This window comes from Haladaptatus sp. HS23 (genome assembly GCF_056892285.1).
Window position 1 is genome coordinate 36,237 of sequence record NZ_JBXGLH010000017.1, and the last position, 13,971, is coordinate 50,207.

Annotated in this window: 11 protein-coding genes and 2 pseudogenes; 6 read left to right on the forward strand and 7 right to left on the reverse strand. The window is 53.2% G+C overall.

From position 1 onward, the window contains the following. Nucleotides 1–132: 132 nt before the first annotated feature. Together AC1XDK_RS26730 and AC1XDK_RS26735 are read right to left on the reverse strand one after the other, a co-directional pair. Nucleotides 133–300, reverse strand: a complete 168-nt coding sequence (locus tag AC1XDK_RS26730; protein ID WP_483353062.1) for a DUF8118 domain-containing protein — start codon at nucleotides 298–300, stop codon at nucleotides 133–135. 2,658 nt (nucleotides 301–2,958) lie between these two features. After that, nucleotides 2,959–3,255, reverse strand: a pseudogene (locus AC1XDK_RS26735) (PD-(D/E)XK nuclease family protein); the annotation flags it as partial. Between the two features lie 58 nt (nucleotides 3,256–3,313). Here AC1XDK_RS26735 and AC1XDK_RS26740 point away from each other — a divergent pair. Continuing rightward, nucleotides 3,314–4,828, forward strand: a complete 1,515-nt coding sequence (locus AC1XDK_RS26740) for an amidase (protein WP_483353063.1) — start codon at nucleotides 3,314–3,316, stop codon at nucleotides 4,826–4,828. Between the two features lie 155 nt (nucleotides 4,829–4,983). Here the strand turns inward: AC1XDK_RS26740 and AC1XDK_RS26745 are convergent, their stop codons facing one another. After that, nucleotides 4,984–6,345: an aspartate aminotransferase family protein gene (locus tag AC1XDK_RS26745; RefSeq protein WP_483353064.1), complete on the reverse strand. Its 1,362-nt coding sequence runs from the start codon at nucleotides 6,343–6,345 to the stop codon at nucleotides 4,984–4,986. A gap of 158 nt (nucleotides 6,346–6,503) precedes the next feature. Here AC1XDK_RS26745 and AC1XDK_RS26750 point away from each other — a divergent pair, with 158 nt between their 5' ends. Then, a complete protein-coding gene (locus tag AC1XDK_RS26750) occupies nucleotides 6,504–7,265 on the forward strand; it encodes a LamB/YcsF family protein (protein WP_483353065.1) in 762 nt (253 codons plus the stop codon). Between the two features lie 14 nt (nucleotides 7,266–7,279). Here AC1XDK_RS26750 and AC1XDK_RS26755 read toward each other — a convergent pair. Next, a pseudogene (locus AC1XDK_RS26755) lies at nucleotides 7,280–8,562 on the reverse strand (RNA-guided endonuclease TnpB family protein). Nucleotides 8,563–8,620: 58 nt separating this feature from the next. Between AC1XDK_RS26755 and AC1XDK_RS26760 the strand changes: the two are divergent. After that, nucleotides 8,621–8,761, forward strand: coding sequence for a hypothetical protein (locus AC1XDK_RS26760; RefSeq protein WP_483353066.1), 141 nt, complete (start codon nucleotides 8,621–8,623; stop codon nucleotides 8,759–8,761). A gap of 168 nt (nucleotides 8,762–8,929) precedes the next feature. Here the strand turns inward: AC1XDK_RS26760 and AC1XDK_RS26765 are convergent, their stop codons facing one another. Further along, nucleotides 8,930–10,288 (reverse strand): acetyl-CoA carboxylase biotin carboxylase subunit, encoded by a 1,359-nt coding sequence (locus AC1XDK_RS26765; RefSeq protein ID WP_483353067.1) that lies wholly within the window; start codon nucleotides 10,286–10,288, stop codon nucleotides 8,930–8,932. 146 nt (nucleotides 10,289–10,434) lie between these two features. Between AC1XDK_RS26765 and AC1XDK_RS26770 the strand changes: the two genes are divergently transcribed. From AC1XDK_RS26770 to AC1XDK_RS26780, 3 genes are all read left to right on the forward strand, one after another. Beyond that, nucleotides 10,435–11,340: a 5-oxoprolinase subunit B family protein gene (locus AC1XDK_RS26770; RefSeq protein ID WP_483353068.1), complete on the forward strand. Its 906-nt coding sequence runs from the start codon at nucleotides 10,435–10,437 to the stop codon at nucleotides 11,338–11,340. After that, nucleotides 11,337–12,305, forward strand: a complete 969-nt coding sequence (locus AC1XDK_RS26775; RefSeq protein WP_483353069.1) for a 5-oxoprolinase subunit C family protein — start codon at nucleotides 11,337–11,339, stop codon at nucleotides 12,303–12,305. The genes AC1XDK_RS26770 and AC1XDK_RS26775 overlap by 4 nt, the downstream gene beginning before the upstream one ends. A gap of 100 nt (nucleotides 12,306–12,405) precedes the next feature. Beyond that, the gene (locus tag AC1XDK_RS26780) at nucleotides 12,406–12,657 is read left to right on the forward strand and encodes an acetyl-CoA carboxylase (protein ID WP_483353070.1); all 252 of its coding nucleotides are present in this window, start codon (nucleotides 12,406–12,408) and stop codon (nucleotides 12,655–12,657) included. 72 nt (nucleotides 12,658–12,729) lie between these two features. Here AC1XDK_RS26780 and AC1XDK_RS26785 read toward each other — a convergent pair whose 3' ends face one another. Together AC1XDK_RS26785 and AC1XDK_RS26790 are read right to left on the reverse strand one after the other, a co-directional pair. Further along, nucleotides 12,730–13,257: a DUF7342 family protein gene (locus AC1XDK_RS26785; protein WP_483353071.1), complete on the reverse strand. Its 528-nt coding sequence runs from the start codon at nucleotides 13,255–13,257 to the stop codon at nucleotides 12,730–12,732. A gap of 313 nt (nucleotides 13,258–13,570) precedes the next feature. Continuing rightward, a complete protein-coding gene (locus tag AC1XDK_RS26790; protein ID WP_483353072.1) occupies nucleotides 13,571–13,936 on the reverse strand; it encodes a DUF8172 family protein in 366 nt (121 codons plus the stop codon). Between the last annotated feature and the right edge of the window lie 35 nt (nucleotides 13,937–13,971).

The window sequence follows — 13,971 nt, forward strand, 5'->3', positions numbered from 1 at the left end:
GCCTACTAACCTACATGAGTACCCATACCGTTTGAAAAGTGAGCGAAGGAGAGAATGAGGAGAGCCGAAAGCGTTCGCTGGGCAATCTCGGATAGGGCCATTGGCGTGACATAAATCGAAGAAGTGAGTGAGTTAGTAGCAGTCGGTGAGTACACCCTTCCGAGTGGCTTTCGCGCCACAGTTCTCACACGTCCAGTCGGAGTGATCGACGGTGCCGTATGTGTCGTAGCCAGTGTACGGGCCACTGATACGCTCGTCGTCCGAGGGGAAGACGGTGAGCGCTGGGCACCAATCTACCACGAATCAAGACACCACGACACGAACCAGCGTAAGCAACTATTGGCTACTGTGGAGTACGTCTTGTTTTGCGGTTGGAGAGAGGATGATGATGCATGATTTGGTCCTGACGACGGCGTCAGTTGTTTCTGATCGCAAGAGAACATGGTAGTAATCAAGCTACTGTTCTCTGAGTTGGAGAATGCCACGCAGCCCGCCGTTTAGCTGATCCTGTGGGTCCGAAAATGAGTCCAGATTGTCAATCTAGTTTTGTACACATTTCATATACTAGAGTATTATTTGTGGTGAAGGGAAATAAGTTATACAATTCTACGTATGGCAACAACATTAATGAGAGAAAGCTGAATTTGGAACAACACGGAGAATGAATGCCCGATGAGACTGAGCGGAAAATTCGGAGCGAGTATATCCAAGAGCACATTCGCGGAAATTGTAGCGGGCAGGAAGGTGGGTGACCCGTCTCTGTCAATCGAAATCCCGAAAGCTCGTGGACGAGTATGGGTGGGGACCGATACTGTCCTGACTGAGAGCGAGGAGACGACAACGATTCCTCGGCGAGGGAATGCATTTATATGAGGTTTACAGCACTAATTCGATTCATCCGCCTTGAGAACGATAGCGGTCGAAATCGCCACCCACTCTTGCATCGACGTCGGATGTTCGCCCTCATTATTGTCTTGCAGCTTCTCTCGATCGTGTGTGTCGCTCCTGGTGTCGCAACCGCCGCCACAGAAGACGAACAACGGTTTGCGAGGCATTCGAAGAACCTGAAATGGACTGATGATGGGACACTCGGTGCTCTTGAAACGGGTTTGGCCAACGACTGTGCGCCAACCAACGGCACGAAGACGGGCAATTGCACCGCCACCAAGATGAACACTCCCAGCGACTGTTATTCAGGTGGCGATAGAACGACGGCTACGCAACCGAATACCAACGATACTGGTAGCAATGGCACGCCGACCGACCACCCCACCGATTCGGGGTCCACTGTGACTAGCTCATCGAATACACACACTACGATGGCCGAACCGAACACGAAAGCATCGCAAAAAGTGGACCGAGCGAACGTCCGCGGGTCCGGTCTGCTGCCAGACATAAACTCACCGATTATCGCGATACTCGGGATTCTCTGTGTAATCGGCGGACTGATAGCTCTTGCTCGGTAAGCTATCCCGCCCTGCTCGGTCTGACGGCCTCGTTGAGGGTGAGGTCTCCCTGCTTCCAAACGCGCTTTGCAGAAATCGAAGTGGTTCCCAGGCGTTGATTCGGGGCATTCCGCTCCAATATCGGCTTTTTCCAACCCACGAACAAAGACGTGATGAGGGAGAACAGGAGTTGGGGATGTATCTCGGACCGTTCGAACGCAACAAACTACTCCCTTACGATGGACTCGATAACGTCAGTGACCGGGTAACATCCCGTTGAGAGCGCTATGATAGAAGCCGTTACGGACCGTTGGCACGTCACGGTAGACGACTTCGAGGATTTCGAAAGTTTCTATCAATCTGTGAAGGCACATATTCGTGATTTGGCCTGACGATCACCGCTGGCTATGAAATTGCACGTGAAAAACAGCTCGATGTCTCTCCTGGAACCTTTTTGGTCAATATCGACGGCGAAACCAACCAATGTCAGCACAAGCAGCAAGTTCCGAATCGGTATGAACCGTTTGTTCGGAGTCTACTTCACTACCGACGGGTGGGTCTCTGCTCCCCTACCGCCGCATTCGTCTCATACCCAGCCAGACTCACCCCAGCGATGAACGCAACCACGGCCCCTGCTCCCATCGCTGGCCAGCGAGGCAGACCGGTTGCAAGTGATATTTGAAGCGTCATTTGTGCGAGTACGATTCCCGCTACGATGATGAACATTCGGGTTGTCGATCGGTCCATCGACGTATCCGGGTGTAGATGCTCTAATCGTGTCATAGTCCGTTCGTTGGTTGTAAGATGCGGATGATTCAACCATATCCCGTGGCCACGTAGTGAAAGTGAAGCCACCACTGGTAGGTTGCTCATTAGTTGTCATCGGGGAACTGGTACAGACGTTTTTGAGAGACTGGTCAAAATACATTTTTTGAAATCAGTCATAACCCGAAATGGTCGAGTGAACCTCGACCGCTACCTATCGAACCATAGTCAGGACGTGTGACGTCCCTCGATACGGTAGTTCGCTGCAAACCACCTTCACCATCGGTTTGGTGACCACCACACCACTACCGCAGCATCTCGAATTCCGGCCCAAATGGGGGTATGATCCCGCAATCATGCTCTCGGTGTAAACCACCCTAGGTCGGAATTCCATCCAAGGGAGTGAACAACGTGGTTCCCTGATACAGGGACACAGGGTAGCTGCCTGAATCCGTTTCCTTCAAATTCATCTATTCCAGTATCGAGAGCAAATGCCGCCCAGCCACCACTGGATGTGAAACGGTTCAGCGGGAAACCGTTATCCGGTGGCCGCGATACCTGCATGGTATGGGACTATTCCAAGATGTGCCGTGCATCACGGAAATCAAACACAACTACGGCGACGTACACGGTGGGATGAAGCGCTGTTGGAACTGCGGGAATGTCGAAGAGACCGAGCAGTGACCGGCGGAACAGAGCGTACGCGATTCACGCCCGCCGTAAACGACGGGACCCTCTCACTGAATTAGATAACGATCGCGATCCCGTCGAGTGTGTCTGGCGTGATTAGGTCGGGATGATCGACGTAGAACTCCGCGAAATCGTGGAACAGATTACCCGCTTTAAAATGCTCTTTGTCGGGCGTCTGGACGAGATTGCTGTAGAAATAGTCCACGGGACTATTGACGTAGGTATTCAAACTCGACTGGCCGATCGTCTCGATCTCGTTGGTGGGAGCGTCGACGGGTTCTTTCTCGGAGCCGTCTCGTGTGGGTCGAGATGCTCGTGTGTGGGCAATTGAATCGAGATCACTGAATCGCTCGAATCAGCATTCACAGTAGGATTATAGTTATTGGGATGATATCTCCGGTAGGGGAGTACCCATGTCATCACCGCCATTCGAACTATTAGAAACGACTATCGACCGTATCCACCACGCATACAAAGCGGGCGATTTGGACAGTCGCGAACTCGTCGATAGTTATCTCGAACGCATCGAAGCGTACGACAAAACTGGTCCACAGATTCACTCGATTATCACCGTCAACCCAGATGTCCGGGAAAGAGCTGAAGAACTCGATCAGGTATTGGAAGAGTCAGGGGATTTCGTTGGGCCACTTCACGGCATCCCGGTAGTGGTAAAGGACCAAATTAAGACAAAAGGAATTACCACAACCTTCGGTTCCGTCGCGTTCGAAGACTACGTTCCGGAGCAAAACGCGACACTTATCGAGCGGCTCAATGACGCAGGCGCAATCGTCTTTGCGAAAACAAACCTTCCAGATTGGGCGACCTCGTGGTTCGGATTCTCATCAGTTATAGGACGAACTAAAAATCCGTATGCGCTCGATCGTGATCCGGGTGGATCAAGCAGTGGAACTGGTGCAGCAGTGGCTGCCAATTTCGCTTCGGTTGGTATCGGAGAGGACACAGGAGGTTCTATACGATTGCCAGCGTCGTTCACCAATCTCTTTGGATTCCGTGTCACACCGGGGCTTATCAGTAGAACGGGCCTCTCACCACTCGTTGTCTCACAGGACACTGCCGGGCCGATGACCAGAACGGTGAAAGATACCGCAATCCTGCTTGACGTACTCGCTGGATACGATTCAACCGACCCGTACACGGTCACGAACGAGTTAACACACGTGAATGGGACGTATGTCGACCAGCTCACGGAAGATGGTCTTGATGGTGCTCGAATCGGCATTCTCCGCGAAAAATTTGGCGACAATTCCGATCCGAAGGCGAGGGCAGTCAACCAGCTCGTCGAGGAGACAATCGAACTGATGACTGATGCCGGAGCAGAAATCGTAGATCCGGTTCAAATCGACGACATCGATCACTACGTTGAGGAAACGTCCTTGTATCTCGTTCAATCAAAGCGAGATATCAACGAATTTCTGACTAATCAAGCGAACGCACCAGTCGAATCAGTCGACGAGATTTACGAACAAGAACTCTATCACGAGCTTCTTGACCTCTTCGAAGGCATTGCAGAGGGTCCCACCGACCCGGAAGACGAACCAGATTATTGGAGGAGAATCGTCCTTCAGGACACCTTCCAACGAATCCTCCTCAATACGTTCGCTCAACATCGACTCGACGCGGTTCTGTGTCCGGATGTGCAGGTAGTCCCACCGAAAGCGGATGAAGTGCAGTCCGGTGCGCTTGATACGCTCACATTCCCAACGAATACGGTCATCGCGTCACAAGCTGGATGCTGTGCGATGTCGATACCTGCAGGAGTAACCGACGAGGGGCTTCCCGTTGGTATTGAACTCATTGGTAAACCGTATGACGAAGCGACATTGTTGAAACTGGCCTACGCGTACGAACAGATTGCAAACCCCCGTGTCGTTCCGGACACGACACCAGCGCTCGAGGCAGAAGAGTAACACTGAACTCTCTATTTTCACCTTACATCCGGCATAGTTCAAGAAATCTGAGGTCGTCTATATCGACGGGGAACGTCGGTATTTCTAACCTCCCAAGCCACGACTGGCATCGTAGTGACCCTGATTGTATCATCGTCTCCTGGTGACTGCTGTGATCATGTGTGGGTTTCGACCCCGTCGATGACGATATCCATGCCAATCTCAACCTGTTGGTCAGTGATGACGAGTGGTGGAATGATCCGGAGAACGTTTCCATTCCGCCCAGCGGTCCACACTAAGAGACCATGCTCGTAGGAATATTGCTGAATCGCCTTTACCAGTGGCTTGTTTGGTTCTCCATCCTCGTCAACGAACTCGACTCCGATGAAGAGACCTTCACCTCGAATTTCCCCGATTTCTGGTGTTGTATCCGCTATCTCTCGGAAGCGATCCCGGATATCCGCTCCCATCTCACGAGCGTGAGCGAGCAGATCATGGTCTTGTATATACTCGATTGCACGAACTCCAGCGCGCATTGCGGGGACGTTACCGCGATAGGTTCCGACGTGCCCTCCTGCGTCCCACGTATCGAGATCTTCGTGGTACATCGTCGCAGAAAGGGGAAGACCAATGCCGCCGATTGCTTTTGCCATCGGCATTATGTCGGGCGTCACGTCTTCCCATTCAGTTGCGAACCACTGCCCGGTTCGTCCGAAACCGGTCTGGATTTCGTCGACAATGAGCGGGATATCGTTGTCCGCAGTTATCTGCTTCAATCCTTGGAGGAACCCCTCTGGGGGCGTTACGACGCCACCTTCTCCTTGAATTGGTTCAACCCAGATACCAGCAGGGTCGGCAATACCGCTGTAGGGATCCTCGACCAGTTCTTGAACGTCAGATAACACTTGTTCGCGCGCCTCGTCATCTGAAAGCCCCTGTCTGAACGAATATGGATATGGGACGTGATAGACGTCGGGAAGAAGCGGCTCATATGCCTGCTTGTACTTTCGCCCCCCACCGAGACTCAGTGCGCCGGATGTCGCCCCATGATACGCGCCGCGGAAGGCTATGAGTCCCATATTTCCTGTGTTGTATTTCGCTAGTTTGAGCGTGGCTTCGATGGCGTCGCTCCCTGTCGGTCCGCCAAAGACTACTCGATTCTCGTCTGAGAGAGTGCCAGGTGCAATCTCGTTCAACTTTTCGATGAGCTCGAGTCGCGCTTCGGTCGGAAAATCGATCGAGTGAACGAGTTTCTCCGTTTGCTCTTGGACTGCTTCGAGCACGTATGGATTCGAGTGACCGACGTTGAGAACACCGATACCAGCGAAGAAATCGAGAAACGTGTTCCCGTCTACGTCACGAATCGTTGCCCCTTTCGCCGAGTCAATAGCTATCGGGACGCTTTTTGGATACGCGACGGCAGCGCTGTCGATCTTCCGCTGTTTGTCGAGGAGTTCTTGAGATCGTGGTCCCGGAACGCGATCGACGTCAGGTGCCTCGCTAAAATGAAGATCGTCGATTGGTGGGCTGCTAGTCATACTCACACTAGGGAACGGGAGACGAAATACGTTACCAGAATGGACCGCTGTGTTTGTTACGATGCCATGTCGCACTGCAAGCGTTCGGACGACTGGAATACCGAATGCCCTCCGCCAGTGACCGAAGTTATTTCTCCCTCTCTGGCTACGTATTCGGTATGGTAACGATCGACATAAACTGCGACATGGGGGAGAGCTTCGGCAACTGGACGATGGGACGGGACAAGGAAGTGATGCCGTACATCACCTCCGCCAACATTGCAGGGGGATATCATGCAGGAGACCCACACGTGATGGACGGCACTGTTGCTCTCGCTGCGGAACACGACGTCGGAATCGGAGTGCATCCCGGCCTCCCCGACAAGATGGGGTTCGGGCGTCGAACAATGGCCGCGAGTCCCGAGGAAGTTCGCGACTACGTCACCTACCAGTTGGGCGCGTTGCAAGCGTTTGCCGAACGGCACGGAACGACCGTCCAACACGTCAAACCGCATGGGGCGATGTATTCGATGCTTTCGGAGAGTGATGAGCACGCTCGGGCGGTAATGGACGGAATTCTCGACGTGAACGAGGACCTCATTTACCTCGCAACGGATATGAACATCTATGAGGTCGCACAGGAGTACGACGAACTTCGCTCCGTGTTTGAGGGGTACGTCGATCTCACGTACCGTCCGGACCGAAGTCTCATCGTCGAACAACAGATGGAGCAAAAAGATCCGAATCTGGTCGCAGAACGGTTTCTCGATATCGCACTCGATGGAAAAGTGACCGCCGAAGATGGGACGGAAATCGACGTTCCTGCAAAGAGTATCTGTATTCACGGCGATGGACCGAACGCCGTTGAACTCCTCGAAACCATTCACCAACAAGTGGACGAACACGATATCCAACTCGCATCACTTGACGAAATCGCGTGACATCCTCGCCCGCCCTAAATGGCGAGGCTTCCTACAAGGGAAGTCTCATCATCGGAGGTTTCGGAACCATACTCCGAGAGAGTCGTCTGTCGAGGTTTCCGACTCGTCTCTCGGTGTCCCAAGGCACTGTCACAAGTGCACCCATCCTGTGGTGTGTCATCGTCCGTCAGTTTCAGCGACAGACTCTCACCCCACGGGTCTACGCGTCCGGCGATGTTCGCCGCCGCGTTAATATCCGCTTGATACTCCGTCACCCAACACTCCGAGTTTGTACATCGGAACTCCGCTTGCGAACCACGCTTCCCGAGGTGTCCGCAGGCGTGGCACGTCTGGCTGGTGTACGCCGGGTTCACCTTCCGAACTGGGATACCAGCATCTCGGGCCTTGTCTTCAATACGCCCGGTGAGACTAGCGAACGCCCAGTTGTGAAGACGGCGGTTCATCCACTTGCCGTAGTCAAGATATTCACGGATATACGACAAGTCTTCGAGAACGATTATCGGCGAGTCGAACTGTCGGGCGTACTCGACAGCCTGCCGAGACGCTTTCTCGACAATATCTGTGAGTGCGTTCTGGTAATGGTCGAATCGCTCGTCAACCCGCCAGTCGGCGTCACGTTCTTGCAATCGGCGAAGCGTTGTAAACATCTCCTTGCGGAGGTGGCGTGCCCGTCCGCCGTCGAACAGCATCGGTTGGGTTGGAGTACCGTCCTGACAGGCACAGCCCGTCAGAAGCCTGGATTCACCGATATCGAAACCGACCGGCATTGGGTCGTCCGGTTCTTCGGGTTCCGCGACCGCGTACTCGACGGTTACGTGAAGCACCCAATTCTTTCGGTGTTCTTGCAGTCGGAACTCTCCGACCGTCACGTCGCCGTCGAGCAAGCCCGCCCACAACTCGCGTTGTGCAGGGTTGATACGGAGAGGAATCCAGAAAGCGTTGCCACGTCCCGCCTGTGGAACGCGCCAGCAGAACTCGTGTGTTCGTTCTTCGGAGTGGTCGAGTTTCCATCCCCGGTTCGTGAATCGGATGGGGTGGTCGTCTTTGAGTTCCAAAGCGTTGTACGTATCCCGAAGTTTCGGAACATACGACTTGAGCGCGTCTTTGGCGTAGGATGTGAGCGTGTACGGTGTGACGATATCGTTGACCGCCGTTTGCGTATCTGCGCCACTCTCGAACGCTTCGGCGAGAGCACGGCGGTACATCGCCACGGTACGCTGAAGCCGGTGCTCTTTATGCGCCGTTGTGGCGCGAGCGTGGCTTGGAGCGTTTTCGTGGCGGTAGTTTCGGCAGTCATCCGACACTCTACCGTACAACCCGAAGTTACATAAGAGTATGGGATATAAACCAAATATATGCCCAAAAGCATCCACATCAGAATAGACGAAGACCAGTACGACGAACTCAGCGACTTCAAAGACAAGAGAGGTTACACATGGAAAGGGCTACTGCTCGAAGGTTACCGCGCCCTCGACACCGACGATACGACCGAGTAGGACAGACAGCCGGGCGTCACACGTGCAAATGCCCAGCTAACCGAACGCGATTCCTCCCCGCCGCAAGCGACGTGGTTTCCTCGCTACCGCAAAGATGAGAAGTGTACATCCACCTGGGTATCAAACTCGTTCAGCGGCTTTGTCTCGTGTTTGAAGAATCTCGTCTTCTCACTCCGCTTCCTCGGATGGCATGGTAAACTCCTCGTCGATATACTTCGTAGAATAGTCGCCGTTGTGGAAGGCATCGTCATCAAGCATCGCTAAATGGAATGGAATGGTGGACGGAACGCCTTCGATTTCAGCCTCTTGAAGCACTCGTTTTGCTCTGCGGAAAAGGTGTGGTCGATCTTCCGCGGAGACGATGAACTTGGCGATAAGAGAGTCGTAGTAGGGACTGATTTTGTCGCCTTCGTCGATTCCGTCGTCGACACGGGTTCCGATTCCACGCGGTTGTCGATATCGGTCGACCGTCCCTGGCATCGGTGCGAAATCGTTCGATGGGTTTTCCGCGTTGATGCGAAACTCCATCGCATGACCCCGGGGTTTGATATCTGTTTGCTCGAACGTGAGTGGTTCCCCTGCGGCCACTTTGAGTTGCCACTGGACGAGGTCAAGTCCTGTGACAATCTCCGAGATCGGATGTTCGACCTGGATTCTCGCATTCACCTCGAGGAAATAGAACTCGCCATCCTCGTATAGGAACTCCACCGTTCCAGCATTAACATAATCTGCTTCAGCGGCTCCCTTTCGCGCTGCATTCCGTATGTTCTCTCGCTCTGTCTCGGTCAATGCTGGACTCGGCGTCTCTTCGATGAGCTTCTGCTGTCGTCGTTGGATACTGCAGTCGCGCTCGCCAAGATCCCGGACGTTACCATGTTCATCACACAGAATTTGGACTTCAATATGTCGTGGGTTTTCGAGGTAGCGTTCGACGTACACGTTCGAGTTGTCGAAGTAGGCCTCGCCTTCTCGTTGAGCGTTGGTAAACTGTTCTTCGATTTCGTCCTCGTCGTGAACGACTTTGAGACCCCTACCGCCACCCCCGCCGTCGGCTTTGATCGCGATTGGGTACCCGTGTTCGTGCGCGAATCGAGATATCTCTTGGACGTCTGTAACCGGCTCCGTGGTTCCAGGAACGATTGGAACATCGGCACGTTGCATTATTTTCCGAGCTTTCGTTTTTTCACCGAACTGCTCCATAGCCTTACTCGGTGGGCCGACCCAGACGAAATCGCTCTCTTCGACTGCTGCAGCGAACGACTTGCTCTCGGCGAGGAACCCATATCCAGGGTGGATGGCATCGACGTTCGCTTGTCGAGCAGCGTCGAGGAGCGACTCTTGGTTGAGATAGCTCTCGCGGGCGACCGAAGGGCCAATGTGGTACGCTTCATCCGCGAGGCGAACGTGGCGTGCGTCTTTATCCGCATCGCTATAGACGGCTATCGATTTGATATCGAGTTCATTGCAAGCTTGGATGACGCGGACGGCGATCTCACCACGATTCGCGACCATTACACGATCAAACATAGTGTATGGGTATTGGTCCCGCGGCATATAATACCGAAGTAGCCCACACGTCTTTCAGCGGACTACATTCTCCTCGAAACAGATTCCACAGAGTTGCTAGTCGTCGATAACTATACGGTTCCGCATGAGGTGTGTTTATTTATACCATGGCTGGATCGCAAATCCAACGAACGGAGTTACCGTCGCCACGGTACGAATACGGCGGTGACGACCATATTTTCGTCGAGTTAGACCAGGAGATGAGTTTTGATGCCAATTTCAAGGCGATGGCAATCACACAACAGATTCGGGAGATGGATCTGGCCGGAGTCATCGAAGTGTGTCCGGCGAACGCATCCTACCTGCTTCACTTCGATCCGGACCTGATCGAACCGAACACGCTTATTGCGAAGCTGAAAGACCTTGACCGTGAGATACACCTCTCGGAATACGAGTGGGAGACACGTATTATCGACTTTCCCGTACTCTATGACGACCCATGGACACATGAAACACTGATGCGTTTCCGTGACAACCATCAAGATCCGAACGCGACGGATTTGGAGTATTCGGCACGTATCAACGGGTTCGAAACTCCGGAGGCATTCATCGATGCACACGCTGGGGCCCCGCAGATGGTGACGATGATCGGGTTCGTGCCGGGCCTCCCGTGGACGTTCCAGATGGTCCCCCGCGATGAGCAGATCGAAGTGCCGAAATACGTTCAACCGAGAACCGATACCCCAAGCCGAGCGATCGGCTATGGGGGGGCGTTCACGGCGATTTATCCAGTTCAGGGTGCTGGCGGTTATCAGTTGTTCGGTCGAACCCCCGTCGAGGTATTGGATGTCGAGCAGAACCTACCCGACTTCACGGAGTCGATGGTGTTCCCACAGCCCGGAGATATAATGAAATTCAGGAAAATTGACCGTGATGAGTACGACCGCATTCGGACAGAAATCGACGATGGGACGTTCGAATATCAGTATGAATCGGTCAAATTTTCTCCCGAGGAGTTTTTCCAGGACCCAGAAACGTACAACGAGGAACTCGTGGAGGTGCTGTACGAATGATCGAAGTGTTAGAACCCGGAATCTCGACTACAGTCCAGGATCTCGGCCGATTCGGGCACTACCATATTGGGATGCCACCATCCGGAGCAATGGATCTGTTTTCTCACAAGGTCGCAAATTACCTCGTCGGTAACGATGAAAATGAAGCGACACTGGAAATCACGTATCAGGGACCAGATCTCAAATTCGAAGAGGACACCGTCATCGCGATAGCCGGTGCCGATATGGACGCGACGGTAAACGACGAACCAGTTGACACCTGGGAATCATACCAGATCGATGCTGGAGACGTCCTGTCGTTCAACTTTTCAACCGAGGGTGCACGGAGTTATCTCGCCGTTCGGGGTGGAATCGATGTGCCGCTCATGATGGAAAGCCGGTCGACATACACACTTATCGGAATTGGTGGCCACGAAGGGAGATCACTCGAAAGCGGTGATACACTCCCAATCGGAAACGTGGATGGCGATTCGGTACAGGACAAGAGGCGCGTGCCCAATGACCTCCGACCGGGATACAGTGATATGGACCCAATTCGGGTGGTCATGGGCTTGTGTGACTATCGACTCACCGACGAGAGTAAAGCGGAGTTTTTGGACGCCGAGTGGACTGTGACGCCCGAGGCAGATCGTGTCGGGTATCGTGTGGAAGGAATAGATCTCGAGTTTATCGAGCGGGAACAGCCCTTCGGTGCGGGACCCGACCCCTCGAACGTCGTCGATCTGGGCTATCCGGTCGGGTCGATTCAGGTCCCAGAACAGCCCATCGTTCTGATGCGAGATGCGGTGACTGGTGGAGGCTATGTGACGATTGGAACGGTCATCAGCCCCGATCGAAACCGCCTTGCACAACATCGAACACATGAGTCATTTTCCTTTGAAGCTGTGACTATCGACGAGGCACTTGCAGCACGAACCGAGCACACTGAACGACTCGAGGCAATCCAATCCTCATTCATCGAATGAGCCACCCATCGAATGAAACCCGCTCACGATGGGTTACTGGACGAAGCATATACAAGCACATCCGGAGTATCGATACTGATGATACAATGGAGCGAGGATCATGACTGAAAAAATCACAGTTCAATCCCCGATGCCTGGCGTGTTTTACCGCCGACCGGACCCAGACGAAGAGCTGTTCGCCACGGAGGGAGATTCCGTCGAAGCAGGAGATGTTATCGGTCTCGTCGGTGTGATGAAGAACTTCCACGACATCACGCCTGAACAGTCGGGGACTATCACCCAGTATTTCGTGGACAACGAAGCGGAAGTCGATGCAGGAGAAGATCTAGTCGAGATCGAGATCGGCGAGTGAAAGAATTAATCGATGCGATTCTCCGTAACAGTACGCGATTCGCAGTCCGCTTTCTCTTCCCGTCAACCATACTCAGACGACCCATTCATCCGTCGCATTGTCGCGGTTAACACGGCGAAGATCATGGATCTCCTGTCTGACCGCTTCCCAATTGGTGATATCTAACCAGACCTGTTCTGGATCCTCGTACTCTGCATACTCGAGGAGATCGATGTCGTCAGGGCTCTCGGCATCGAAGGTCTGTTTGTACTCTTCGTTCTTGGCGAGCAAATCACCAAGACGGGATTTGTACTCCTGCTCGCTCAACTCTGCCAACCGATTCAGCCGTCGCCATTCGAAGTACGCTTCGTTCCGTTTGTACGTCGCCGGGTTCTCTGTCACACGGGTCAAGAGACCGATCTCGGCAAGTCGTTTGAGATGGCGACAAGCGGCATTCGCAGAGCAGTCTGCGCGGTCAGCAACCTCGGCAACACGGGTTGGGTCGGTGAGTTCGAGGGCGATTCTGTAGACGCGCTCATCGGCGGGGGCGTTTTCCAGTCTGTCGACGAACTCAGCTGCAAAATCGGTTTCTGGTGGTTCTTGTTCGATTGTATCACCCATACGCAGAAATGCGAGTTAGAACGCAATATATCAATTGACTACGCATATTATCGAGAATAGGCCGTGATGAGCCAAATTGGCGGAGGATGTGATACGGTACGTATGAGGCTACATCCGGATCTAAACACCGCCTTGGCTGTCAGGAAAAGGTTCTTATGCTGGAACCGCTTCAGCTAGAATAGACCCACCTGGAGGCTCTAACGATGACCTTTCAAGAACAACTCCGCTCGATAGAAGAGCGGTACGACCTAAGCGAGAGCGAACATGCCCGGGAACTCGGACGCATCGTCGCGGACCTCCAAGACTAACGCCGTCATTCTCCTGCTTCGAGAAACGAGACAAATTCTGCTTTTCCAATACCTTCGGTACTGATGAGTTCGTCATGTCCGGCACGTGTAACAGATTCAAGAAGGAAGTCCGTACAAAGTTCGGTATGTACGTCTCCATAGTGCTCGTAGGCTTCTGAACGAGTGAGCACGTCTTCAAATTCGTCGTCAAGATTCTCGACCGTACCGCTTGCACCGTGATTCGTATACAGTGCAAAGAATTCCTCATCCAGATCGTAGTGTTCAATAATCGCATCTTGCTCGGACGTCGTTATCTTATCTCTGTCCTGAGTGACATACGCGAGAGAATATTGAGAATCCTCGGGATGATGGTAATAGACACAGGTAGTCATCCCATCAACGTAGGCGATAGACCAAATTAAAACAC